General features: G+C 51.3%; 14 protein-coding genes. 7 read left to right on the forward strand and 7 right to left on the reverse strand.

Annotation, left to right across the window (positions count from 1 at the left end; translation table 11 throughout):
• Positions 1 to 22: 22 nt before the first annotated feature.
• Both ACO08I_RS12050 and ACO08I_RS12055 read left to right on the forward strand, forming a co-directional pair.
• Positions 23 to 2,689: a PQQ-dependent sugar dehydrogenase gene (locus ACO08I_RS12050; RefSeq protein ID WP_282774990.1), complete on the forward strand. Its 2,667-nt coding sequence runs from the start codon at positions 23 to 25 to the stop codon at positions 2,687 to 2,689.
• Between the two features lie 44 nt (positions 2,690 to 2,733).
• Positions 2,734 to 3,168: an OsmC family protein gene (locus ACO08I_RS12055; protein ID WP_421949428.1), complete on the forward strand. Its 435-nt coding sequence runs from the start codon at positions 2,734 to 2,736 to the stop codon at positions 3,166 to 3,168.
• A 21-nt stretch (positions 3,169 to 3,189) separates the two neighbouring features.
• Here ACO08I_RS12055 and ACO08I_RS12060 read toward each other — a convergent pair whose 3' ends face one another.
• Positions 3,190 to 4,602, reverse strand: a complete 1,413-nt coding sequence (locus ACO08I_RS12060; protein ID WP_421949429.1) for a hypothetical protein — start codon at positions 4,600 to 4,602, stop codon at positions 3,190 to 3,192.
• Positions 4,603 to 4,698: 96 nt separating this feature from the next.
• On the opposite strand from ACO08I_RS12060, the gene ACO08I_RS12065 reads away from it, so the two are divergent.
• From ACO08I_RS12065 to ACO08I_RS12075, 3 genes are all read left to right on the forward strand, one after another.
• Positions 4,699 to 7,506, forward strand: coding sequence for a DUF7619 domain-containing protein (locus ACO08I_RS12065; protein WP_282774819.1), 2,808 nt, complete (start codon positions 4,699 to 4,701; stop codon positions 7,504 to 7,506).
• A 200-nt stretch (positions 7,507 to 7,706) separates the two neighbouring features.
• Positions 7,707 to 10,514 carry a DUF7619 domain-containing protein gene (locus ACO08I_RS12070; RefSeq protein ID WP_421949430.1) on the forward strand — a complete coding sequence of 936 codons (2,808 nt, stop codon included), beginning with the start codon at positions 7,707 to 7,709 and terminating at the stop codon, positions 10,512 to 10,514.
• 11 nt (positions 10,515 to 10,525) lie between these two features.
• Positions 10,526 to 11,227, forward strand: coding sequence for a hypothetical protein (locus ACO08I_RS12075; protein WP_421949431.1), 702 nt, complete (start codon positions 10,526 to 10,528; stop codon positions 11,225 to 11,227).
• A 101-nt stretch (positions 11,228 to 11,328) separates the two neighbouring features.
• On the opposite strand, the gene ACO08I_RS12080 is transcribed toward ACO08I_RS12075, so the two are convergent.
• The 5 genes from ACO08I_RS12080 to ACO08I_RS12100 all read right to left on the reverse strand — a co-directional run bounded on the left by ACO08I_RS12080 (position 11,329) and on the right by ACO08I_RS12100 (position 22,246).
• Positions 11,329 to 13,608, reverse strand: coding sequence for an aconitate hydratase (locus ACO08I_RS12080; protein WP_345894665.1), 2,280 nt, complete (start codon positions 13,606 to 13,608; stop codon positions 11,329 to 11,331).
• A 358-nt stretch (positions 13,609 to 13,966) separates the two neighbouring features.
• On the reverse strand, positions 13,967 to 15,355 hold the full coding sequence (locus ACO08I_RS12085; RefSeq protein WP_044221004.1) for a VWA domain-containing protein: 1,389 nt from the start codon (positions 15,353 to 15,355) through the stop codon (positions 13,967 to 13,969).
• A 28-nt stretch (positions 15,356 to 15,383) separates the two neighbouring features.
• Positions 15,384 to 17,258 carry an ABC-F family ATP-binding cassette domain-containing protein gene (locus tag ACO08I_RS12090; RefSeq protein WP_421949432.1) on the reverse strand — a complete coding sequence of 625 codons (1,875 nt, stop codon included), beginning with the start codon at positions 17,256 to 17,258 and terminating at the stop codon, positions 15,384 to 15,386.
• 127 nt (positions 17,259 to 17,385) lie between these two features.
• Entirely contained in the window at positions 17,386 to 19,488 is a 2,103-nt protein-coding gene (locus tag ACO08I_RS12095) for a carboxy terminal-processing peptidase (protein WP_421949433.1), read from the reverse strand.
• A gap of 514 nt (positions 19,489 to 20,002) precedes the next feature.
• Positions 20,003 to 22,246: a sodium-translocating pyrophosphatase gene (locus ACO08I_RS12100; protein WP_421949434.1), complete on the reverse strand. Its 2,244-nt coding sequence runs from the start codon at positions 22,244 to 22,246 to the stop codon at positions 20,003 to 20,005.
• Between the two features lie 351 nt (positions 22,247 to 22,597).
• Here ACO08I_RS12100 and ACO08I_RS12105 point away from each other — a divergent pair, with 351 nt between their 5' ends.
• Positions 22,598 to 23,521, forward strand: a complete 924-nt coding sequence (locus tag ACO08I_RS12105; protein ID WP_421949435.1) for an ABC transporter substrate-binding protein — start codon at positions 22,598 to 22,600, stop codon at positions 23,519 to 23,521.
• Positions 23,522 to 23,833: 312 nt separating this feature from the next.
• Positions 23,834 to 25,063: a glutamyl-tRNA reductase gene (gene hemA, locus ACO08I_RS12110; protein ID WP_421949436.1), complete on the forward strand. Its 1,230-nt coding sequence runs from the start codon at positions 23,834 to 23,836 to the stop codon at positions 25,061 to 25,063.
• Between the two features lie 88 nt (positions 25,064 to 25,151).
• Here the strand turns inward: hemA and ACO08I_RS12115 are convergent, their stop codons facing one another.
• A complete protein-coding gene (locus tag ACO08I_RS12115; RefSeq protein WP_421949437.1) occupies positions 25,152 to 25,694 on the reverse strand; it encodes a DUF6843 domain-containing protein in 543 nt (180 codons plus the stop codon).
• Between the last annotated feature and the right edge of the window lie 508 nt (positions 25,695 to 26,202).

A 26,202-nucleotide genomic window follows, 5' to 3' on the forward strand; every position in this document is an offset into this window, starting at 1 on the left:
AGATAAGCATCCACAACCTACAATGAAGTACCCGCTTTTCTACCTCAGCCTCCTGCTTTTCCCCCTAAGCCTCCACAGTGCGCAACTGCCTGCAGGGTTTGTGGAACAACAAATAGCCACCGGACTTGACCCCACGACCCTGGCCATCACTCCGGATGGACGCGTTTTTATTGCTGAGAAGTCCGGCCGAATCCGGATCATAGAAGATGGCATCTTACTGCCTGACCCATTCCTGAGTGTTGAAGTAGACAATTACAACGAGCGTGGTCTGAGCGGGCTCGTCCTTGACCCCGGCTTTGAGGTCAACAACTACTATTACGTCTTTTATACCGTACCCGGCAGTAACTTTAACCGCATCAGCCGTTTTACCGCAAATGGCAATCACACCCTGCCCAATAGCGAAGTCATCCTCATGGAACTTGCACCCCTGAATGGCACCATACACAATGGTGGGGCGATGGTCTTCGGCAGCGACGGCAAGCTCTACATTGCAGTAGGCGATGGCGCCGACCCACAGAGCGGACAAGACCTGAATACCACGTTGGGCAAGATGCTGCGCATCAACCCGGACGGGAGTATACCTGAAGACAACCCATTCTACAATGAGCTCAGCGGGCAACAACGGGCTATTTATGCTTATGGCTTTCGCAATCCATTCACCATGGCTGTTGACCCTGTGACGGGCACGATCATGGCCAATGATGTGGGCAGTAACAACTTTGAAGAGGTCAATGCCATAATAGCCGGCGGCAACTACGGATGGGCACTACAGGAAGGCCCGGGCGCAGCACCTTTTCCCGATGGCTATGTTGCTCCCCTGCATGCTTACGATCATGGGGTGGGCTGTGCCGTCATTGGCTCCGCTTTTTATCAACCCACTCTGCAGCAATTTCCTCCGGAGTACACCGGCCGGTACTTCTTTGCTGATTACTGTGAAGGCATCATCTGGACCATGGACCCCTCCACAGGTAGCGTTTATGCCCCTTTTGCCACGGGCATTGAACGCCCCATCGCCCTGCACACCGCACCCGATGGCAGCCTGTACTACATTGAGCGTCGGGGACTTGGCGGCGGTTCAGAAATTGACAATACCAGCACCGCTAATGGCGTGCTTTGGAAAGTGTCCTATACCGGCAGCGGAGCTCCATTCGTAGCGGTGCAGCCCCAGCCGGTACTGCGGGTAGTGGGCGAAACAGCACATTTTTCCTGCACTGCTTCCGGTGCCCCTACCCTCTCCTATCAGTGGCAACGCGACGATATTGATATCCCGGGAGCAACAGACTCCATCCTGACTTTGCCCGCCGTCACCCTAGCGGATGATGGCAGCGCTTACCGATGTCGCATCAGCAATGGCGAGGGTGAAGCATGGACAGCAGAAGCACTGCTTTCAGTCACGGCCAATAACCGCCCGATACCTGAAATCACACTGCCTGCTACCGGGCAGACCTATCAGGCCGGCGATGTGCTGGCTTTTGAGGGCACAGCATCGGACCCGGAGGAAGGCGTATTGCCATCCGACCAACTTACCTGGCGTATTGATTTTCACCACGATGACCATACCCATCCGGGGTTGTCTCCGCAAACAGGGGCAGGTGGCAGCTTCACAATTCCCATTGTAGGGGAAACTTCTCCCAACGTCTGGTACCGTATTCATCTTACTGCGACTGATGCTGAGGGGCTCTCACAATCTACCTTCCGGGATGTCTTCCCTGAAAAACGTAATCTTCAGCTGCTGACCGAGCCACCGGGGCTGCTGCTCCGCATTGATGGGCGCTCCGTAACCACTCCTCAGACAGAGGAAGGCGTAGTCGGGGTAATCCGGTCCCTGCAGGCACCGCCAAGCCAAATCATCGGCAACGTGCTGTACTCTTTTACCGGATGGGAAAATGCAGGTACTGACCCATTGCTATCCTTTGCCATGCCCGATGCAGACCAAACTTTTCTGGCTTATTATCAGGAAGTACCCCTGGGCTCTGGCACCGGGCTCACCGGGGCCTATTACAACAGCCCGGTTCCCGACTTCCAGGGAAACCCGGCATTCTGGCGTATTGATACGACCATTCAGTTTGACTGGGGCGATGGATCTGCAGCACCTGCCCTGCTCGGCACTGACTTCTACAGCGTTCAATGGACGGGCAGTATCGAAGTGCCTTTTTCTGAAACTTATACCTTTTATACCCATTCGGATGATGGAGCCAGACTTTGGGTGAATGACGAGCTCATCATAGACCAATGGGTACCACAGCCACCTACCGAGGTAAGCGGCGAGATTTTCCTGCAGGCGGGGCAGCGCTATGCCATCCGGCTCGAATATTTCGAGGAAGGCGGTGGTGCGGTTTGCGAACTTCGCTGGAGCAGTGCCCGCATGCCCAAAGCCATTATACCCAAAACACAGCTTTACCCGGATCTCCCTGCTTCAGGTTCTACCCAACTACTGACCGGGCGCTTCCAGCTGTTCCCGCAGCCAGCCAGTGAAACAGCGACGCTCTGGATTGATGCCCCAGGGGAACAAAATCTGCGTGCCCGTTTATTCCAGGCCAATGGGCAGGAAGTATGGCGTGGACTTTTCCAGCACCTGCCTCCGGTCAGCCAGCACAATATTCCGGTCTCAGCATTGCCTGCCGGCTTGTACGTTTTGCAACTGCAATCCCGGACAGGCCAACAGAGCCTCAGGTTATTGGTCGACTAGCGAACATCGCTGGAAGCACACTCGTTGCAGAACAAAAAGTACTTATGAGAAGAACAGCAACCTCCGTTTGGAATGGAACCGGCACCAAGGGCAGTGGCCATTTATCCACGCAAAGTGGCGTATTTGACCAACAGCCTTATTCTTTCAAAACCCGCTTTGAAAATGAAGATGGCAAAAAAGGGACTAACCCTGAGGAGCTCATCGCAGCAGCCCACGCCGGATGTTTCAATATGGCATTGGGCGTGCAACTGGAACAGGCTGGCTTTGAGCCGGAAGAGCTGAATACTCAGGCCGCCGTCCAACTGGAAAAGCAAGGGGAAGGGTTCGCCATCACCAAAATCCACCTCACACTGAAAGGGAAAGTCCCTAAGATTTCCTCCGAGCAATTTCAGGAGCTGGCGAATGGCGCAAAGGCCAATTGCCCTATTTCTCAAGTCCTCAATGCAGCTATTTCAATGGAGGCAGAGCTCATCAGCTAAATCAAATTCCCCGGGGGCCACTCAGTCCGGACCTCCGGGGATTTTTGACAGCAGCCAGCTCCGCTCCGTGAGGGGTTGCATGTTTTCCACTTCCTTTCTTATCCTTGCCCTGCCCGGTATATCATAGGGGGGCAAAGCGATCAATTGCCGGACTATCCGGATGATATTACCATAATTCTTCCGGTGGTACTGGCTAAACTCCCGCCGGGCTACAAAACTGCGCAGCCTTTCCAAATGGGCTTCCAGTAATTCATACTCGCCTTGTTCATAATAGATTTTCAACAGTAAGGTCCGGGCAATCAAATCATTAACCAAGTCTGTAATTTCCGTGGTCAGCAACAGCTGCCGGGCCCGGTCGTAGTCCTGCTCTGCGAAGTGCAGCCTTGCCTGATTGAACTGACTGGCCGACTCCCGGTAGGCATCCGGCAAGTGGGGCGTATAATCTGCAATAAATGCCCGCACCGCATCCAGGTAGCTCAGCCGTATCCCAACGGCCACGATATTGTTGAAGGTAAACCTCGAAAGCATCCCACTATCAAACAGTACTTCCTGCGCCAGCCCATCCTGGTACAAACGCCAGCTTTCTTCAGCGTAGAAGATATTACCGGTATTGATCTGCCGGATACAAAAATTCAGAGCCAGCATGTACAAGTCCTTTTGCTCTTCAGCAGTGAATTGCCCCTGACAGGCCTGCTGCAGCTCCCGGAATGCCAGGAAATGCTTTTCTTGATCCGTGTTTCCCAAAAATCTAAAGCAGTGGTAGTAGAGGGCAACCGCCGGGTACTGCAAATACCCTCCTGCCTCAATTTGGCTGATTAGCGGTTCCAACAACCCATAATCGTAGGACTTTTTGAAAACGGCCTCGTGCGAGCGTTGGGTACAGGCATGCCGAAGCTTTCGTGCCAGGTAATCCACGTCGAGCGTATCGGCAATCTCTTGCAGCTGTAAAGGCTCTGTGCGTCTGTTGTCCGCCTGATGCTCCAACTCGCTGACCTGGTACGTCAGTAAAGCCTGGTAATAGTCCGCATTCCTGAGGGGCTGCCGTTCCAACTGCTGTTTTTGCCGCCGCATGGTGCGTTGGAAGTGGCGGTCGAGGCGGCGATGCCGGTACAGCTTAGCCAATTGGCGGGTGCGGGGCAGACCTGAAGCCCGGGCTTCTTCCATCAACAGGAAATCTTCCAGTAAAGCATGCAGCTCGCTCATGGCATTCCGGAGCTGCTGATTGTCGTAGGGCTGCCCGGGGAAAGCATGTTTGTACAGTAATTTCAGCTCCGGCCAGGGTCTTTTTGCAGCTTTCCTTTCTACAAGGTAGCCCAACATCAGATGTAGTTCTTCCCGCTTAGTGGCGTAGCCCGAGCTCAAAAACCACCTCAATTTACGGATTTCTCCGCTGGAAAGCGCCCCCAAGAGTTCGTACAACTGATATTTTTCCATACTAAAATGTAGCTTTCATTTCTACAATATAGAAATAATTGCATTGCAGCGGGGCATTAAACCCTGCACTTTTGTTAGGCAATCAATACCTATCACATGAACCTACACCATTCGTTTTTAATCTTCTTTTGCCTCGCGGCATTACAATTATCAGCCCAAGGTTGGCGGCAAACCTATCAATTCCCCAGCCAACTTCACCGCGTTTACGATCTTGCCCAGCATCCGGATGGTGGCTTTCTGATTGCCTCTACCGCCTCTCTGTCAAACGAATTCAACGCCGTACTGCTCAAAACAAACGCTGAGGGGGATTCACTTTGGTTAAAACCCTATCCCGGACAGGAAGGCTTGCTCATCGCCTCGAATAGCGACAACACCTTTTCCTTTGTCACCACCGGATATATCAACCTTATCGCTACGGAGGGTGAAATACTCAGTTCTGTACCCATACCCAATACGGAAAACTTCAACGTAGTATACACCGCTGAGCAAAACGCGGTGCAAACTGCAGATGAGCACTTACTTTTAGGTGGTAAAAATGACCTGGGTGACGCGATGGTGATGAAGCTTACAAAGTCCGGACAGGAAATTTGGACCACTACCCTTGCATCCCCCAATGAAGAAGAGGTACAAGCCATTGCCGAAGATGAAGATGGTAATATTTACCTAGGGTTACAAAGTAAGCCAACAGGATCACTGTACGCTAAGCGTGTCGTACAAAAGATCGATGCCAGTGGGTCCATACTGTGGCGAGCTGAGTTCCCAGCCGATGAAAATACGAGTTACAGTGTAAGCAATATATCCGTTATTAATGGCAACGAAGGTGCTATCGTCGCTGGAATAGGGCAGCCACAACTGCTAAGGCTCGACGCAGAGGGCAGTACCGTCTGGAGTGACACCCTTGCCAATAACTATTTCCCAATAGCTGTAACGGAGGATCCTGAAGGTCACTTCGCGGTCACGGGTACGGTCTATTCCAATGATATTTACTTCGGTGATGTGTTCCTGCTCAACATCAATGAGGATGGACAGCACAACTGGGAGCGCATCTACCCTCGTACACGGGTTCAAACAGGTAGTGCCATCATTCCAGCAGAGGATACCGGCTACCTCATCAGCGGAGCCGCAAGCTTGCCGGATTTCCAGGCAGGAAGGGTATTTCTCTTAAAAACCGATGTACTGGGCTACCTGTACACCAATCAACTCAACGGGCAGGCTTTCCTTGACCTTAACAATAACTGCCAAAAAGACGATAATGAACCCTCCCTTCCGAATACCGGGCTTTCCCTCACTAAACCGGGTTTTGAAAATGTCGCGATTACCGATACGGAAGGATTTTATGAAATGGTGGCAGATACCGGTAACTATACGATTAACCCCTATTTCAATTCGCCCTACTATGCAGCAGATTGCCCCTCGTTTGCACCTGCTTTTTCAGGATTCTTTGATACGCTGAACCTTGACATCCCTGCTACGCCGATAGTCGAATGTCCGCTAATGCAAGTCCACTTAAATACCCCGTTCCTGCGGCGATGCTTTTCCAGCACATACTATGTGGACTACTGTAATATCGGAACCGCTCTGGCAGGTAACGTTTACGTGGAAATCACCCTCGACCCTTTCCTTGAGCTGGAAGGAGCAGATGTCCCTTTCGAGGAGCTTGGTCCGGGGCATTATAAGTTTGAAGTAGAAGACCTGGCTATTGGCCAGTGCGGAAGCTTTAATTTCGATATTCTCGTTAGCTGTGATGCCGAGCTGGGGCAGAGCCACTGCACAGAGGCACATATCTTTCCGGATGGACTTTGCCTCCCTGAAGTTCCCGGATACTCCGGTGCTTTTCTGGAACTGGAAGCACTCTGCTTGGACACCACGGCTTATTTCCGTATTCAAAACACCGGCGATGCCAGTATGGCCGCTCCCCTTGAGTACATCGTCATTGAAGATGCAGTACTGCTGGAGCAGGAAACTTATAGCCTCCCCCAGGGCCAGGAAACCCTGATCACCTTCCCGGCAAACGGCAGCACTTATTACCTCAATACCCCTCAGGAGCCAGGCGCACCGGGCGCAACTTTTATAAGCGCTGTTATAGAAGGTTGCGGCAGCAACAACAGCGGCACCTTTAGCACTGGTTTCGTCAATGTTTTTCCTCAAAGTGACAGCGATCCCTGGCTGGACATCGACTGCCGTGAGAATATTGGTAGCTTCGACCCGAATGACATTCAGGTATTCCCAAAGGGATACGGTCCCGAGGGGCGAGTAGAGGCAGGTACCACCCTTGAGTACCTCATCCGCTTCCAGAACACCGGTACAGACACCGCCTTCACCGTAGAACTCATAAACCCGCTGCCGCCTCAACTCAACATCAGCACGCTAAATCCATTGGGCAGCAGCCACAATTACGAACTGACCCTAATGGAAGATGGTGTTCTAAACTTCCGGTTTGACGATATCCTGCTCCCTGATAGCACCACCAACCTACAGGCTTCACAGGGGTTTGTCCGCTACCGGATTGATCATCAGGAAGGACTGATACCGGGTACGAATTTTGGGAACCGGGCTGCTATTTACTTTGACTTCAACGACCCCATATACACCAATACAGCCCTGACCACCATTGATGAAAACTTTATCCTGGTAAACCTGGAAGAGATCTTTATGCCTGGATTATCACTTGATGCGTTTCCAAATCCCTTTACTGACTTTCTAAATATTTCTTTTGAAGGATTGTCTGGTAATACCCTGCAATTCATGATTTTCAGTATGGATGGCAGACTGGTTTGGCAACAGGAACGCCCCTTTACTCCGGTGGCTACCATTCGTCCGGGTGATCTTCCTACCGGACAGTATGCACTGCAGGTATGGATAGACCAAAAGTTGGCAGCAGCCGGCACAATTATCAACCACTAAACCCCAGTTGACATGTTTTCATTTATTCTCTTTTCGATCTTTTCTTACAGTGTTTTTTCCAGTGGGTGCAAAAATAAAGGTAGCCCCATTGATAATAACCTAGCCTTAGGTCTCTACGCAGTTTATAGTTGCCCCTTCAAAATCATCAATTCAACACGCAGCAGAATTACTTTGCCATTGCAAAAAATAACACAAAGCATATGAAGACCCAATATATCTACCTTTTGCTGTTCAGCTTTTTCGCGTTCCAACTCGCGGGTCAGGGGTGGCGGCAGACCTATAACTTCCCAAGTAACTCCTACCGGGTATACAGCCTTGCCCAACACCCAGATGGAGGCTACCTGGCCGCTACTTCTGCCTCCCTGACCACCTCTTTCAATGCAACCATTCTAAAAACCACAGCTGAAGGCGATTCTATTTGGCTTAAAAGCTATCCTGGCGGGTACGGTATTTTTATTGCGGAGAATACCGATGGCACCTTCTCTTTTGTCACCGATGAATACGTCAATATCATTGACACCGAGGGCGAGGTGATTAGCACAGCTGCTATTCCGGAAACAGACAATTTTGACTTTCAATTCACGGCAAACCAGGCTGTCGCTTCCGCAGGTAATGGAGATTTACTGCTTGGCGGGCATAATAATACCGGGCATGCCATGCTCACCAGACTGACCCCCGCCGGGCAGGAAATCTGGACGCGTACCTTCCCCCACCCCAACGAGGAAGAAGTACATGCTTTAGCGGAAGATGAAGCGGGGAACATATACCTGGGACTCCAAAGCAACCCACCGGGCGAGCAGTTTTCTACCAGAATCGTTCTGAAAATTGACCCGGATGGAAATACCCTCTGGCGCACCGAGCTGCCCAATGACGGCAATGCCAGCGATACCCCGGATCATATTGCTGTGGTGAACGGCACTGAAGGCATCATTATCGTGGGTGCCGGAGTACCACAAATTTCAAGGCTTAGCACTGATGGAGATCTGCTTTGGAGTGATGCCCTTTCCTCCAGTTACTCCCCATCTTCAATCGTTGAAGATCAGGAAGGCAACTTTACCATCACCGGCGTACAGGTTTCCAACGGTATCTACAGGAATGACATCTTCCTGCTAAATCTTGATGAGAATGGCAATCACAATTGGGAGCACACCTACACCCGCCTGGAATTTGAGGGTGGTGATGCGATTTTGCCCACAGCCGATGCAGGTTTTTTAATTGGTGGAAACACCGTGTCACAAGACTTTTCCTCAGGCAGTATGCTTCTTATGAAAACCGATGCCTTCGGCAATCTTTTCACCAATCAAGTTAGCGGGCAGGTCTTCCTGGACCTTAACAACAACTGCCAGAAAGATCCCAATGAGCCTCTATTGCCCAATACCGGGCTCACCCTGACCAAACCGGGCTTTGAGAGTATCGCCATCTCGGATACGGCCGGGCAGTTCACCATGCAGGCGGACACTGGTGCCTTTAGCCTAACACCATTCTTTAACTCGCCCTATTACACCTCAGAATGCCCTACGGACGCTCTGGCTTTTTCCGGCTTTTTCGATACCCTTTCCATTGACGTGCCAGCCACACCGGTTGTCTACTGCCCGCTGCTACAGGTCAATCTGAGTACGCCTTTCCTGCGCCGCTGCTTTTCCAATACTTACACCGTGGATTACTGTAATATTGGCACGGCATCTGCCGGAAATGTGCATGTAGAAATCACCCTTGATCCCTTTTTAGAGCTGGAGGGAGCGTCCATCCCATTTGAAGAGCTAAGCCCGGGCCGGTATAAGTTTGATGTGGAAAATCTGGATATTGGGCAGTGCGGCCGTTTCAATATGACCGTGCTGGTCAGTTGTGAAGCCGAGCTGGGGCAAAGCCACTGCACCGAAGCCCATATTTTTCCTGATGACCTCTGCCTGCCACCTGTGCCCGGTTACTCTGGCGCTTTTCTGGAGCTGGAAGCCCTCTGTCTGGACACCACCGCCTTTTTCCGGATTCAGAATACCGGCGACGGAGATATGGCCGCACCACTCGAATATATCGTCATTGAAGATGCAGTACTGCTTCAGCAGGAAACCTACGATCTGGCACAGGGACAAGAGGCCTTGCTCACCTTCCCCGCCAATGGTAGCACCTATTACTTCAATACACCTCAGGAACCGGGCGCACCGGGGGCAGATTTCCTCAGCGCTGTGCTTGAAGGCTGTGGCACCAACTCCGATGGAGGCTTCAGCACCGGCTTTGTCAACATTTTCCCGCAGAGCGACAGCGACCCCTGGCTCGATATCGACTGCCGGGAGAACATTGGCAGCTTCGACCCCAATGACATACAGGTGTTCCCGAAAGGATATGGCCCTGAAGGGCAGGTAGAGCCGGGCACAACGCTGGAATACCTCATCCGGTTCCAGAATACAGGCACAGACACTGCATTCACAGTAGAAATCCTGAACCCCTTCCCACCTGAACTCAACCTGAGCACATTACAGCCCCTGGGCAGCAGCCACGACTATAAACTGACAGTCCTGGAGGACAACCTGCTCAGCTTCCGGTTTGATAACATCCTGCTGCCCGACAGCACCACCAATCTGGAAGCCTCACAGGGTTACATCCGCTACCGGGCGGAGCACCGGGAAGGACTCCCGCTCGGCACCACCATCGAAAATGATGCCGCGATTTACTTCGACTTCAATGAGCCCATTTTCACCAACACCACACTAACCACTATTGATGAAAACTTTATCCTGGTCAACATGGAAGAGATCTACGTACCGGGCTTGTCCCTGAATGCCTACCCCAACCCCTTTACCGATTTCCTGAACATTTCCTTTGATGGCTTGTCCGGAAATACAGTACAAATCCTGATTTACAACACGGAAGGCAAACTCGTCCGGCAACTGGAGCAGCCGTTTGCGCCGGTCGTGACCCTCCGGCCGGGGGCGATTCCCAGTGGGCAATACGCCCTGCAGGTTTGGGTAGACCAAAAGCTAACCGCCGCCGGCACTATTATTAACCACTAAACTTTGAAGCTATGAAAAGGCTAACCATCGCTAGTTTTCTAATGATCCTGTTTGCAACGATCACAACTGCGCAGGACTCCCCATGGAGCGTACAAACCTCACTGGGCTACCAGCAGTTTGAAATCTTCAACGACTTCCGCACGGAGCTTATGACCTTTGAAAACGGTAACTTTGGCCGGAGCACGGGCAACGTGACCTACCCCATCCGAAGCCTGCAATTTGGGCTTGGCCTCAATTACGCCATCCATCCAAGGTGGACTGCCAGCTTACAGGCCAACTATACCGGCTGGAAAGGCGAGTACGGTACTGACCGCTCCATGACTTTCAATGCAGGTGCGGAGAATGAAGTCACGCATAGCCCGAGAAGCCCGCGTACGCTACGTCTCGCACAGTTCAACCTCATAGGCTATTACCACCTCAACGGCATCGGAGCGAAGAGTCAGTGGCAAATAGGTACCGGTGTGAGCGGGGCTTTCCGCCGGCACCGCTATGAGACCCTTGCGCGATACAATATCACCTCCACCTATGACCTGGAAGTACTGGAAAGCCAGATTGAGACCCTTGATAAGTGGATAGTGGGCATTCCACTGAGTGCACGGGTGCTTATCCCGGCAACAGAAAGATTGCAGCTTGGCGCACAGCTCGACTTCACCTTTTTCGCCAGTGAAGCGTTTCACCGGAGCCTTGTACTAATCGCTGCGCATACCTTCTAAAAAACACCTGACCTATATACCCCAATCATTAAAGAAGCCATCCCAAGGCATTTGCCTGGGATGGCTTACTTTTTTCAAATTATCTCAACAGAGCAACAGGCTTAGCTCGCCAGTTCCTCCCGGATTTTGTTCAGTGCAGAACCCGCGCTTACCCAATCAATCTGCGCCTGATTGTAGGTGTGTGCTACCTCGAACTCTTCCGTTGAGCCATCCTTGTGGTGCAGCTTCACGGTCAGGTTCTTATCCGGTGCCATCTCATTGAAGCCGAGGATGTCGATTTTGTCGTCCTGCCGTACTTTTTCGTAATCATCCGGATTAACGAAAGTGAGAGCCAGCATGCCCTGCTTCTTCAGGTTGGTCTCGTGGATACGTGCGAAAGACTTCACAATCACCGCACGGACCCCCAGGTGGCGCGGCTCCATAGCAGCGTGCTCACGGGAAGAACCTTCACCGTAGTTTTCCTCACCGAATACCACGGTGCTGATGCCTGCGGCTTTGTACTTGCGTGCAGAGTCTGGCACACCCAGGTATTCCGCTTCATCTTCGCTGTCCACGTAGTTCGCAACCTTGTTCATTTCGCCATTGAAGAAGTTGATGGCGCCGATGAAGCAGTTGTTGGAGATGTTATCCAGGTGGCCACGGTACTTCAACCATGGGCCCGCCATAGAAATGTGGTCCGTTGTACACTTACCCTTTGCTTTGATCAGCAGGCGCATGCCTTTCAGCTGCTCCTGAGTGATCGGCTTAAATGGGGTTAGCAGCTCCAGGCGGTCTGAATTGGGATCTACCTTTACCTCAATACCACTACCATCAGCAGCAGGTGGTATAAACCCGGCATCCTCAACAGCAAAGCCTTTTGCCGGCAGTTCCACGCCAGTTGGTGGGTCCAGCTTTACGTCCTCGCCGTTTTCGTTCTTCAGCGTATCGGTAAGCGGGTTGAAGGTCAGGTCACCGGCAATGGCCAACGCTGTAACGATTTCCGGAGAGGCCACAAAGGAGCGGGTCTGCGGGTTACCGTCGTTACGCTTGGAGAAGTTCCGGTTGAAAGAGGTGATGATGGAGTTTGCCCGGTTGGGGTCATCGGTGTGGCGAGCCCACTGACCGATACACGGCCCGCAAGCGTTAGCCAGCACAACGCCGCCCATCTTCTCAAAGTCCTGAAGTTGACCATCACGGTCTACCGTAAAGCGGATTTGCTCAGAGCCCGGCGTCACCGTGAACTCCGACTTCACCTTGAGCTTCTTATCCACCGCCTGACGTGCCAGAGAGGCCGCCCGGTCGAGGTCTTCGTAAGAGGAGTTGGTGCAGGAGCCGATCAGCCCTACCTCCAGCTTTTGCGGGTAATTATTTTCCTTTACGGCCTGAGCAAACTTGGAAATTGGCCAGGCCAAATCCGGGGTATAAGGGCCATTGATATGTGGCTCCAGCTCAGACAGGTTGATTTCAATCACCTGGTCGAAATATTTTTCCGGATTAGCGTAGCACTCGGCATCACCGGTGAGGTGCTCTTTCACGCCATCCGCAAGGTCGGCAACTTCGGCACGCTCTGTAGCACGCAGGTAGCGGCCCATAGCCTCATCGTAACCAAAGGTCGAGGTGGTCGCGCCAATTTCGGCACCCATATTACAGATCGTGCCTTTTCCGGTACAAGACAGCGACTCTGCGCCATCACCGAAGTATTCAACGATAGCACCGGTACCACCTTTCACAGTCAGGATACCCGCCACTTTAAGGATGACGTCCTTGGCAGAAGTCCAGCCACTCATCTTGCCGGTCAGCTTCACACCGATCACTTTAGGCATCTTGAGTTCCCAGGGCATGCCAGCCATCACGTCTACGGCATCTGCACCGCCCACGCCGATCGCAACCATACCCAAACCACCCGCATTAGGGGTGTGAGAGTCGGTACCGATCATCATACCGCCGGGGAAAGCGTAGTTCTCCAGCACAATTTGGTGGATAATACCCGCGCCCGGCTTCCAGAAACCAATACCATACTTGTTGGACACAGAAGACAGGAAGTCGTATACTTCCTTATTCACGTCGTTAGCTTTGGCGAGGTCCTGTGCAGCGCCCTCTTCGGCCTGAATGAGGTGGTCACAGTGCACGGTGGAAGGGACAGCGACGTTATCGCGCCCAGCCATCATAAACTGCAACAGTGCCATTTGTGCGGTCGCATCCTGCATAGCAACCCGGTCAGGCGCAAAGAAAACGTAGTCTTTGGCACGGGAATAATTTTGCAACGGCGACTCAGGGTGCAGGTGGGTATAGAGGATTTTTTCAGTAAGGGTGAGCGGGCGGCCAAGGGTTTTCCTGGCTTCCTCTACTCGCGCAGGCAGTGCTTTATACACTGCCTTGATCATATCGAGATCGAATGGCATAGCAGATGAATTTAATTTGTTTATTGTAATGTGGGACTAGTGCGACTAGACCGGATTATCTGATAGTCTTTTCACGCCTGAACCGCTTTTGTTGACGGGTCTTAAACGGTCAAAATTTGCGGCTCAATTCGTCAGGCATGCGTTCATGCCCTACGCGGTTTTTTATTTGGTGTTTTCAATAGCTGCCTTCAGTAGTGCTCCCTGTTAAAAACAAGCAGGCGGACCGGGGTAAAACCCTTATTTTTTCAAGGATTTTGAAAGGTAGGCAAATGTACAATTTTTACCTCTTTTTGGCAATGCATATGTAATATAGATAGGATGGACCGAAATATTGTTTTGCCGGTTTGCACTTTTCTGCCTATCGTTCCACCGCCCATAGGTTTTGGTAGGCACGCCCCCAGCAGGTGACCTTGCGCAAATTGGGGATACGGGGCAGGCAGCCTTCCACCATAGAAGCGCCAAAGTACTCGTACCCGCAGCGGTAGTTGTCCATGTAGAGGATGTCGCCTCCGGTATTGTCGGCCAGGCAGGCGTATTCCGCGAATGCGTTGGTGTTGCTCTCCGTAGCATCCAGAAAAGTGAGGATATTGATGGTGATTTTCCGGCTGGACAAACGGCTGGCCCACTCACAGATGTCTTCCCCATCGGCCCGGCAAACGTTGGCCCCATCACTGATAAGGAAGATCGACTTCCGGGTTTGCGCATCGTCTGAAAACAGCTCCGGGCTGGCTTGCAGGCGCTCAAGCAGCGGTGTAGTGCCATTGGGTACCAGGAATCGCAGCCGGTAGCGCATATCGTAACGGCTCAGCGCCCCCACCGCATCCCAGGCTTTGGGCTCCGTCCAGCAGTCCCCATCTATGCTGCCCAGACCGAGTTGGGTGGCCTCCGGAAGGCTATCCAGAATGAACAAGGCCGTCTGTTTCATCACCTCAAACCGGGTGGTACCCATACAAGGCACTTTCTCCATTACCATGGACCCCGATAAATCGAGCAGAAAGAGCAGCTCCTCGTAGTCGGTAAACTCCAGGGTCCGGTTCGTATTGCCGGGGAGCTCCCCTACCGGCTTTGGGCCCGCAGAATCCTGTTGCGCATAGTAGTCTTTCATTCCCTCCATGCCGAGGGTGTCGCGCACCAGGAAGTAGTTGTAAAGGGCTGCAGCATTTTTCGTGTCGTACTTCACCGCCTGATCAAAATAGCCAAGAGAGCGGATCAAATCGCGCCGGTGTACGTGGTAGTGCCAGCCCAGGGTATCGCTGCCGTGGTCGCTGCCCCCCTGATTAAGCATGGTAGCGTAGCCCAACGCGTTGTAATAAATGGATAGCCGCTTGGGGTCTCCCAGTTTTTCCTGTAAGCCAATGCTCTTTTCCAGTGGTTGTAAAGCCTGCCCCGCCCGGTCAGCGTAAAGCAGGACCATGCCCTTGAGGAAATAGCGTGTAGATTCCTTTTGCGCGAGGTCAGGGTCGCCGGACCGGAGCAGGATATCGCTCTTTTGCAGCAGTCCCAGCCCTTCGTCCGCCCGGCCAACCCGGCTCAGCGCCAGGGCGAGGGAAAGGTTGAAATTGTAATTGTCCGGAATGATGCTGTGGGCTTTCTCAAAGTGGCTGACAGCCCGCTCATAGTGGGCTTCTGAGTACAGCAACATGCCCTTGTAGTGCGCACGAAAGGCGGCTTTCTGCCGGTTGCTCTCGGGTGCCAGCAAAAGCAGCATCAATGGAAAAATAACCAGACTACTGTACTTAATGATCATGCACTACAACGGTTCTGCTCAGAGAAAATCAGGCCATTTCAGCCAGCTCCATCCACCGGAGCTCCAGCTCTTCCAGCTCATCATTGACATTACTCAGCTCCTTCGACAAATCTGTAATTTGCTCAGCACTCAGGCTTGTGTCATTAAACTGCTCAGTTAGCTCCGTCTTTTTTTCTTCCAGTTTCAGAATTTTCTTTTCCAGCCGCTTCAACTCTTTACGTTCATCCTGACTCAGGGCCGTGGCTTTAGATTTTGGCTTTGGCGCAACAGGCATGGAGGCTTCTGCTTCCTTGGCCAGGCGGGCTTTTTCCCGGTCTTCTTCCTTTTTTACCTCCCGGTAACGGGTATAACTGCCCGGGAAGTCACGGATTTTTCCGTTGCCTTCAAAAACGAAGAGATGCTCCACGATTTTGTCCATGAAGTAGCGGTCGTGGGAGACGATCAGCACACAGCCCGGGAAATCCATCAGGAAATCTTCCAGCACATTGAGCGTCATGATGTCCAGGTCATTGGTAGGCTCATCAAGAATAAGGAAGTTGGGGTTGGCCATAAGGACAGTGAGCAGGTACAGGCGGCGGCGTTCTCCACCACTGAGCTCAGAAACGTATACCTGCTGCTGCTTGCGGTTGAACATAAAACGCTCCAGTAGCTGAGGTGCGGTCAGTTTCTGCCCTTTTTCCAGGGGGATAAACTCAGCAATGTCCTGAATCACATCAATAACCCGCTTATTTTCTTTGAGTTGGATGCCGTCCTGAGTATAGTAGCCAAAGACGGTATTTCCGCCCACCACGACCTTGCCGCTATCGGTGCGAATTTCATTCGTGAGCAATTTCAGGAAAGTAGATTTACCGACCCCGTTCGGCCCAACGATGCCTGCACGCTCCCCTTTTCGGAACTTGTAGGTAAAGCCGTCCACCAGCACTTTGTCATCGTAGGCCTTGCTGATGTTGTGGGCTTCCAGCACTTTTTTGCCCATGCGCTGCCCCTTGATGTCGATCTTCATCTCTTCATCAATACGCTGCTGTGAGACCTCATCTTTCAGGTCGTGGAAGGCATCCACCCGGGACTTGGCTTTGGTGCCCCGGGCTTTAGGCATACGGCGTACCCAGTCCAGTTCCCGTTTGAGTAGTTTCTTGCTTTTCTCCAGGGTGGCAGACTCCACATCATGGCGGGTCGTCTTCTTTTCCAAAAATTCACTGTAGTTACCAGTGTAGCGGTAGAGCTTGCCCAGGTCCAGCTCTACAATGATGTCACAGACCCGCTCCAGGAAGTAGCGGTCGTGGGTAACCATGAATAAGGTGATACGGGGCTGCTGCAAATACTCTTCCAGCCACTCGATCATGTCGAGGTCGAGGTGGTTGGTCGGCTCATCGAGAATGAGGAATTCCGGCTCTTCGATGATGAGCTTAGCCAGGGCCAGGCGTTTTTTCTGCCCTCCGGAGAGGTTTTTGACCAATTTATTCAGGTCGCTGACTTCCAGCTTGGTCAGCACTTCCCGAATGCGGGCTTCAAAATCCCAGGCTTTCAGGGCATCCATCTTAGCGATGGCTTTGTGCATGGCCTCAGTATCGTCCGGAAAAAGCATAGCATACTCGTATGCCCGCACGGCCTGAATCATAGCATTGTCTGAATCCAGTACAGCCTCCAGAATAGTATGTTCCTCGAAAAACTCAGGGTCCTGATTCAGGAAGCCAATGCGTACATCCTTGTGCAGGTAGACTTTGGCGGCCTCTCCTTCCGGCGCTTCTTCGCCGGCGATCACCCGGAGCAGCGTGGTTTTCCCCGATCCGTTTTTGGCGACCAATGCGATCTTTTGCCCCTGATTAACCTGCAGGGAAATATTGTCGAAGAGAACTTTCTCTCCGTACATTTTTGTGACGTCTTCGAGGTTGAGATAATTCACGCTTATGGATTCTGTGAATGAATATGCAAAAGTACAAAAGACTTAAGCAGTTGCCCCCTGTGCCGAAAAAAAACGGAGGCTTTCCCACCCAGGTAGAAAAGCCTCCGAAGCTGAGGGGCCCAAAAGCCTATTTCTCTTTGATCATATCATGCATGATCGCCAGTGTTTCCTTGATGTAAATGTCTTTGGAGACACTTTCCAGCCACTCGTCATTACGGGCTTTTTTGGACTCGTCGGCTTCGATGCCGGGCAGGTCTTCCTCCAGGTTGGAGATATTCTCCAGGACCACCTGATCCATGACGCCATCAAACTCATCGGCCTGTTCCTGACGTTTTTCGCGCATTTCGCGGTAGGCCTCCAGCCCAATCGGGTAGGCAGACTCTTCGCGCTGCTGCTCTACGCGCTTGGCATTAGCCAGGATTTTCTGGAAAGCCGCATTTTCTTCAATCCGCTTTTCACTGCGGCGGCGCAGCTTGCTGATGTTATCCACCTGCAGCACATCCTGATCGTACTCCACAGGGTCGATTTCCGTCCACTCCATGGCATACTCCCGGTCGCGCTCACCGGTCTTGATGTAGAAGAAATTGTCTGGCAGGATGATGTCCGGCGTCACGCCTTTGAGCTGGGTGGAACCGCCATTGACGCGGTAGAACTTCTGAGTGGTCAGCTTGATTTCGCCCAGTGGCTTCAACTCATTGAAGCCACGGATCGTGCGGTCCAGGTCGATAAAGCGCTGCACGGTGCCTTTACCGAAAGTGGAAGGGCTACCTACAATCACCGCCCGGCCGTAGTCCTGCAAGGCTGCTGCCAGAATTTCCGAGGCAGAAGCACTGTAAGAATTGACCATAACTACGAGCGGGCCATCATACTGCACACGCGAATCGGAGTCTTTCAGCACTTCAGGGTCCGAAATACGGGATTTCACCTGTACAATCGGACCTTTCTCAATGAACAGGCCAGTCATTTTGACCACATCCCGCAGGGAACCCCCACCGTTGTAGCGCAGGTCCAGGATGATGCCATCTACATTTTTAGCTTTGAGCTTCTCGATTTCTGCTGCCACATCCGTAGAGCAGAAGCGCCCGTTTTTATTCTGAAAATCTGCATAGAATGAGGGCAGCAGGATGTATCCAATACGCTCTTCGCTGCCTTCCTCCCCTTCCAGGATGAGTGATTTTGCAAACTGCTCTTCCAGGACGACTACATCGCGGGTGATCGTTATATCTTTCACACTGCCATCGATCTTCTTTACTGTTAAGGTCACCTTGGTACCTTTGTCCCCGCGGATGAGCTGCACCACATCGTTGATGACCATGCCTGCAATATCCTTAGGCTCGTCTTCATCCTCCTGCTTAACCTTCAGGATGACGTCGTTTTCATCCAGCTCTTTTTGTTTCCATGCCGGCCCACCAACTACGATACTCACCACTTTGGTATAATCATCCTCAGTACGCAGAGTGGCGCCAATGCCTTCCAGCCGGCCACTGAAGCGGATATTGAAGTTTTCTTTATCAATGGGCTGATAGTACTCGGAGTGCGGGTCGAATATATGCGTGAAGGTATTGAGGTAAACACTCAGGCGGTCTTCCCGCTTCAGTTTGCGCATACGGCCGTACCAGTCGTCCAGAAATTCCAGGACTTCTTTGCGGGATTCCTGTTCAATTTCTTCAAAGGACTTTGGGGCTTCCTCTTCCCCTTTCTTTTCCTCTTCTTTGGTTTTGTTGACGATGCGCTCTACCGTTTCGTACTTCAGGTACTTGCGCCAGTACTCCTTCAGCTCGTCGTCATGCTGAGCGAAGGGCTTCTTATCGCCATCCAGCTCAATAAATTCGTTGGTATCATAATCAAAAGGCGTCTCCAGCATTTCCCGGTAATAACCCTGTGTTTTATCAAGAGCGGCCTCCAGCATTTGAACAGAGGCATCGAAAAATTCGAACTGCCCGGCCTGCGCCTGATCATCAATACTCGTGCGGTAGCCTTCAAGCTTAGCAATATCTTCCTGTGTCAGGAACCGGCGGCCACCATCGACCTGATCGAGGTAAAAATCAAAAATCTGGCTGGAGAAATCGTCATTGATATCCTTCGGCTGATAATGCAGCTGCCCGAAACCGCTCAATACAGCCTGCATCAGGACAGCCTCTTTTTCAGCGTTATTGGGTTGTGGATAGTAAGCTGCTGCAAGTAGAGCAAGTAACAAAACGGAGAAGAAGATCTGACCTCTGTACTTCATGATAAATTTCTTTATTGACATCCTAAGGTGTGCTTTGCTGGATTAAGACTGTGTTGGGATTTCACACTTTGGGCTGCATTTGCCAAATTTTATCCTGCACTTCGTTGCTCTTCAGTCACTTAGCTCAGGCTAGGCTCCTTCATCGCGCCCCCGACGATGAATGTCGGGATCAAAGACTTGTTCAGAATAAAATTTGACTACATTCGCTCCAAAAGCGAATTGCCAACACAGTCTAAGGCACGGTTTGCAAATAACAGTTTATGGTGCCGGCTGGCTTTAATTATGCTGCTAATTTATTGCCAGAGCCTGTATCCATATAAATATACTCCTTTCAACAATAAAAATTAGCAATTGTACCGGTGCCGGCTTTGCTTTAACGGTATTGTAACAAATCCAGTGCCAAATTATCGAAAAGGTAACGATAAAACCAGAAAAGAAGTTGTGCCAGCCCCAAACAGAACAGCCCCGGTAGCGTCATTCTACCGGGGCTGTTACAATTATTCCTTCGCTGAGATTACAGCAGTGGCGCAATTACCAGTGCGACCACAGACATCAGCTTCAGCAGAATGTTCAGTGATGGGCCGGAGGTATCCTTGAACGGATCACCCACGGTATCACCTACAACGGTGGCTTTGTGCGGGTCAGAGCCCTTGTAGTACATTTCACCGTTGATTTCCACGCCTTCTTCAAACATTTTCTTGGCGTTGTCCCATGCACCGCCAGCGTTAGACTGGAAGATGGCCATGAGTACACCTGTTACGGTAACGCCAGCAAGAAGACCGCCGAGCATTTCTGCCCCTAGTTGGCTGCCCAGGCCTATCAGTCCAGGTGTCAGGCCAACCACAACCGGTGCCAGTACGGCCAGCAGGCCAGGGCGCACCATCTCGCGGATAGAAGCCGCAGTGGAGATTTCCACACACTTGCCATATTCTGCCTTGCCGTCGGCTGCTTCGAAGGTCTTCTGATCGGCATCGCTCCAGTCAGCGAAGTCTTTGCCGTCGTTTTTGCGCATTACGTCAAGCGCTGCAGTCAGCTCAGGGATAGACTTGAACTGACGGCGCACCTCCTGAATCATATCCATTGCCGCACGGCCCACTGCACCCATAGAGAGGGCAGAGAACAGGAAAGGCAACATACCGCCCACAAACAGGGCCGCCATGACATAAGGGCTGGTGATGTTGATGCTGGTTAGTCTTGCATCCGGGTGGCTGAGGTTGTACGCAGTGATGAAGGCAGCAAAGAGTGCCAGGGCAGTAAGTGCCGCAGAACCGATTGCGAAACCTTTACCAATTGCAGCCGTAGTGTTACCTACTGCATCAAGCTTGTCTGTACGCTCGCGCACTTCTTTTGGCAGCTCTGCCATTTCAGCGATACCGCCGGCGTTGTCGGAAATCGGGCCATAAGCATCTACCGCCAGCTGAATGCCGGTATTGGAAAGCATACCTACTGCAGCAATTGCGATACCATACAGGCCAGCAAAAGAGTAAGAACCTACGATAGCAACTGCCAGGATCAGAATAGGGATAGCCGTTGACTGCATACCCACACCAAGACCGGCGATGATGTTAGTCGCCGCACCCGTCAGAGACTGGTCCACGATGCTCTTTACCGGTTTTGTGCCTGTGCCTGTGTAGTATTCGGTAATCATACCGATGAGGAGACCGCCAGCAAGGCCGAAGATCACGGCCCAGAATACACCCATAGAGGTGTAAGTGGTACCTTCGAAAGTCCATTCTGCAGGCAGCATCCAGTTAACGATGCCGAAAGTGGCCGCCAACATCACACCGGCAGACAGAAATTCCCCACGGTTCAGGGCTTTCTGAGGGTCACCGCCTTCTTTTACCTTCACAAAGAAAGTACCCAGGATAGAGGTCACGATGCCAACGCTTGCGAGTACCAGTGGCAACAGTACGGCGTTCAGGCCTCCAAAGGGGTTATCGCTTTCAAAACCGGCGGAACCACTGATGACTTCCTGCGTCGCAGGGTCTGTCACCAAAATAAACGCAGCACCCAGTACCATCGTACCGATGATAGAACCCACATAAGACTCGAACAGGTCAGCGCCCATACCGGCTACGTCACCTACGTTGTCGCCTACGTTGTCCGCGATTGTTGCAGGGTTGAGGGGGTGGTCCTCTGGGATACCGGCTTCCACTTTACCTACGAGGTCAGCGCCCACGTCAGCAGCTTTGGTATAAATACCGCCGCCCACACGTGCAAAGAGCGCAATGGAAGATGCACCAAAAGAGAAACCGGTAATCACGGTGATCACGCGGTTAATATCCCACCCCATGCTCGAGTAGCCCAGGAAGAGCACGCCAAGACCGACTACGCCAAGACCGACTACGCCAAGGCCCATAACAGAGCCGCCAGCAAAGGCGATCTCCAGGGCTTTGCCCAGACTTGTACGGGCAGCGTTGGTGGTGCGCACGTTGGCTTTAGTCGCTACGCGCATGCCAATAAACCCTGCCAGTGCAGAGCAAATCGCGCCCAGTACAAAAGACAGAGCGATAAGGGGAGAGGAATCAGCAGTATTACCGCTGATGCCCAGTAGGATTGCCACGGCCAGTACGAAGATGGCCAGTACGCGGTATTCCGCTTTGAGAAATGCCATGGCACCATCCGCGATATTCACCGCGATACGGCCCATGCGTTCTGTTCCAACTTCCTGCTTTGACACCCAGGCCGAGCGCCAGAAGGTGTACAACAGGGCGAGTACACCAAAGACGGGTACTAAATAAGTGATCGTTTGACCCATACCATTTTTTGTTTAAAGTTATAGTTGATTCGGAGGATCCATTTGGCCCTCTTTGTTTTTATACCGACGACGAAGTGGTTTGAGGTTCAAACCTGCTTGGTGTCGGCATAAACTCCTACGTCGGGTTTGTGCCTAATGCCCAAACCTTTCCGTTCTGAGTTTAGGTTCTGCTAATCGCTTATGATTTAGCGGGGCAAAGCTAACGCAAATTTGTTTTTTGTCCAACTGTTGCAGGAGGAGTTGTGAAGGACTCCATATAACAAGGTGTAATTTGGTGGAAGCCACTCAAACCTAACCCTTGACTATTTTGTAAGATATATCCTGAAATCATCAAACAGACACCTTGCTACTATGACACCTATTAGTATAGCACTCGACTGGACACCTAACACCAATCACACGGGATTCTTTGTGGCGCAGGAGCTGGGCTACTATGAAAACGCCGGGCTACAGGTCCAAATTATTGACCCTTCTGCAGATCAATACGCCACGACCCCGGCCAAGAAGCTGGAGCTCGGGCAGGTAGACTTTGCCATCGCCCCAACGGAGAGCGCCATCAGCCTAAATACCAAATCCAGGAGGGCAGCAGTCAAAGCTGTGGCAGCCATCCTGCAGGAAGATGCCAGTGCCATCGCGGTACTGGCTTCCAGTGACATCAACCGCCCCGCTGCGTTGGATGGCAGAAGCTATGCCTCCTACGGTGCCCGGTACGAAGACAAAATTGTGCAGCAGATGGTGCGCAATGATGGCGGTAAGGGCGAGCTCTATCTCAGCTATCCAAATAAGCTTGGTATTTGGAATACCTTGCTTGAGAACAAAGCAGATGCCACCTGGATATTCCAAAACTGGGAAGGAGTGGAAGCAGAAACACAGGGCATTGAGCTGCGTTGTTTTGAACTTGGCAATTACGGCATACCTTATGGCTATTCACCGGTGCTTCTGGCGTTGGCAGACCAAATTGAAAGTCGCCGGGAAGCCTACCAAGCCTTCTTACAAGCCACCAAAGCCGGCTACCTCCACGCCCTGGAAAACCCCGAATCAGCGGCCCGTATGCTGGGGGCTTTTGTAACCGCACACGACCGGGAGCGCATTGACCTGGTAAAAGCCCAGAAACGCACCAACCCCTACTACGGAACTGCCCAAACGTGGGGGCAAATGGATGCAGCGCGCGTCTCCAGGTTTGTAACCTGGCTGAAGGCAAACAACATCGAATCCACTTTGGAAGCTATTGAGCAAATATTCACCAACGAACTCCTTTCAGGATCAGGAACTTAGTTCAACAAAAAATTTTGTGCAACTTTATGACCGAAGCCTGACAACGGTTCGAGCCTACACTTCGTATTTATACTTGACTATTGCGACAAAAACGCTGAAACAGAGGCATAGCAGGGCTTTACCAAGCTGTGGCCTTTCAAAAAACCAATATTTCTTTTGTCATTTTTTCGTAAGGAGATATAAGATGTTGATAAATGTCATGACAAGAAATACGGTCGATAAATAGTTTTGTTGAACCTTGTTGCAGTTTTGTGACATTGATGCAACGAGCGAAAATTACTTTTGTAACCGAACACTGAATTTAAGGGCTTTATGCTGGCGAAGTACAATATACTTACGGTAACACACAAACGCACTAACCTCAAGGATATAGGCGATTTTGTGATCAAGGTGGACGATCAGGAGGCACTGAAGCAGCAATTGCAGCAGCTTAAGGCGCAATTCCATATTGATGAGCTGTTCTACCTGCCCACCTGCAACCGGGTTATGTACTTCTTCACCACCAATCATCAGGTGGACGAGCGCTTCATCGCCCATTTCTTTCAGCGTATTAACCCTGACATGCCGATCGAGCTTGAAGACGAGCTTGATGATATCGTTTACCACTATCAGGGAGAAGAAGCACTCAAACACTTTTTTGATGTTTCCGCTTCCATCGACTCTCTCGTGATCGGTGAGCGCCAAATCCTCCGCCAGATCCGCGAAGCTTACGAACTCTGCCACAGTTGGGGCACCACCGGAGAATACATCCGCCTCGTTTTTCAGCAGGCCGTAGTGGCTGCCAAAGCTGTCTACAACCGCACCCGGATTGGTGATAAGCCGGTTTCCGTGGTATCGCTGGCTTTTCAGCAAATGCTCAAAGCACACGTCCACAAAGAAGACCGCGTGCTGCTCGTTGGTGCCGGGCAGACCAATCAGCTCGTGGGCAAATTCCTGAGCAAATACGAGTTTTCCGACATTACGGTTTTCAACCGCAGCCTCGACAAAGCTGAGCAGTTGGCCAAAACCCTAAACGGTCGGGCGCTGCCGCTAAGCGACCTGTCTGACTATCAGGAAGGCTTCGATTGCCTGATCGTATGCACCGGGTCTACTGAGCCGATCATTACAGCCCCGCTTTACGAAAAGCTGCTGCAGGGCGACACCGAACGCAAAGTTGTCATTGATCTCTCCATTCCCAACAACGTAGCCGAAGCCGCTGTCGAACAGTTCAATTTTGAATACATCGAAGTGGAGGGGCTGCGCAACCTCGCCAAGCAAAACCTCGCTTTCCGCGAACGCGAAGTGGAACGCGCCCACAAAGTCCTCAACGAGTACATACAGCAAATGCCTGCCCTCATCAAGCAGCGTCAGATTGAACTGGCCATGCGGCAGGTCCCCATCGAAATCAAAGCCGTCAGGGAGCGCGCCATGAACGAAGTCTTCCACAAGGAGGTTGCCACCCTCGATGATCAGACCAAAGCGCTGATGGAAAAGATGCTGGCCTATATGGAAAAGAAGTGCATTGGCATTCCAATGAAGGCGGCGCGGGAGGCGGTACTGTAGGGCGTTGAAGTGATGGGTTTTGTGGTGTGATCTTTGGCACTACTATTCCATTAGTTTCTTGAAAAGCCCCAGCATAATGCATCTGTTTTTAATGATCCCAATCTTCAAACCTCTCAATTGTTAGCTTATAATCTCTTTTGTTGATGTTTTTTAAGCTATCTACTATATAGGTGGTTGATCTAAGCTCCTCTCCTTCTTTGCCAAACCCTCTCCAGCCTCTACCTATACCATACTCAAATACTACTACCGTATTCGAGTCAAGGTTTAAAGTGCTATCTGCCCTTGCAAACACATATTGCTTTAGCTCTAGTAAGGTATCTGGTTTTTGGTAATAGAAATTCAAATCCTTCCTTGCATCTATCGTGCCGCTATTGGATTTAAATTTGGTTCGCAGCACTCCGGATTTTGGAATCCTGTAAACTCTTGCATTTTCATCATATTCTCTTGCCCTGCCCTCGCTCTGATTAAAAAATATATATACTTTCCCCGTGTAGCCATCCGGCAAAAAATGTGTTTCAGGAGCCATTCTGTTACAGCCCCCTCCAAACGCAAGGATTGCCCATAAAATATAAGCTCCGTACAGAAGAACCATAATGAATAGGGCTGAGATTATTATACTGCGTATTTTCATGTAAAACTTGTTGTGCGTTTAAAATCAAGAATTCATGAAATTAAGGGCTAAAATCTTTGGCTGTTGATAACAGAAATATATGGCAGAATAACTCCTCCGCTAATATTTCCACTTCGACCGGATAGCTAGCGCGTAGACACAATTCCTGGATGCTGTACTGACAAACTCCGCCGTCAGAATTCGGGAACCAACAGTGTCAGTCCTACTTGCAGCGTTGCTTTTGGTTGTTTTGGCCGATGGCAGTGGTTCATAGTATGGGCAGCGGGGGTGCTAAAAGAGTGACCGATTTTGAAGGTAATCTTTGTTCTACACACTGTTTCCATATCAATCATGTAAACAATTTTTTGATGTATTTCTCCCATAGTGGAACAAACAATATCAAAAAAACAAAATTACCCAATAGTATATAAGTTATCATTAACCCACCATATGGAGCAAATGGCCCTGATAGCAGAGATCCTAACGAATCTTCCTTGATAAAGGAACCAAAACCAATAGAACACAAGTA

The sequence above is a fragment of the Phaeodactylibacter xiamenensis genome (assembly GCF_965229835.1).
Classification (GTDB): domain Bacteria; phylum Bacteroidota; class Bacteroidia; order Chitinophagales; family Saprospiraceae; genus Phaeodactylibacter; species Phaeodactylibacter xiamenensis.

Bases quoted from the DNA above. Each gene is read 5' to 3' on its own strand.
- ACO08I_RS12075 (WP_421949431.1), top strand. From the start codon at position 10,526: ATGAAAAGGCTAACCATCGCTAGTTTTCTAATGATCCTGTTTGCAACG.
- ACO08I_RS12085 (WP_044221004.1), bottom strand. From the start codon at position 15,355: ATGATCATTAAGTACAGTAGTCTGGTTATTTTTCCATTGATGCTGCTT.
- ACO08I_RS12080 (WP_345894665.1), bottom strand. From the start codon at position 13,608: ATGCCATTCGATCTCGATATGATCAAGGCAGTGTATAAAGCACTGCCT.
- ACO08I_RS12100 (WP_421949434.1), bottom strand. From the start codon at position 22,246: ATGGGTCAAACGATCACTTATTTAGTACCCGTCTTTGGTGTACTCGCC.
- ACO08I_RS12065 (WP_282774819.1), top strand. From the start codon at position 4,699: ATGAACCTACACCATTCGTTTTTAATCTTCTTTTGCCTCGCGGCATTA.
- ACO08I_RS12060 (WP_421949429.1), bottom strand. From the start codon at position 4,602: ATGGAAAAATATCAGTTGTACGAACTCTTGGGGGCGCTTTCCAGCGGA.
- ACO08I_RS12055 (WP_421949428.1), top strand. From the start codon at position 2,734: ATGAGAAGAACAGCAACCTCCGTTTGGAATGGAACCGGCACCAAGGGC.
- hemA (WP_421949436.1), top strand. From the start codon at position 23,834: ATGCTGGCGAAGTACAATATACTTACGGTAACACACAAACGCACTAAC.
- ACO08I_RS12095 (WP_421949433.1), bottom strand. From the start codon at position 19,488: ATGAAGTACAGAGGTCAGATCTTCTTCTCCGTTTTGTTACTTGCTCTA.
- ACO08I_RS12050 (WP_282774990.1), top strand. From the start codon at position 23: ATGAAGTACCCGCTTTTCTACCTCAGCCTCCTGCTTTTCCCCCTAAGC.
- ACO08I_RS12115 (WP_421949437.1), bottom strand. From the start codon at position 25,694: ATGAAAATACGCAGTATAATAATCTCAGCCCTATTCATTATGGTTCTT.
- ACO08I_RS12105 (WP_421949435.1), top strand. From the start codon at position 22,598: ATGACACCTATTAGTATAGCACTCGACTGGACACCTAACACCAATCAC.
- ACO08I_RS12070 (WP_421949430.1), top strand. From the start codon at position 7,707: ATGAAGACCCAATATATCTACCTTTTGCTGTTCAGCTTTTTCGCGTTC.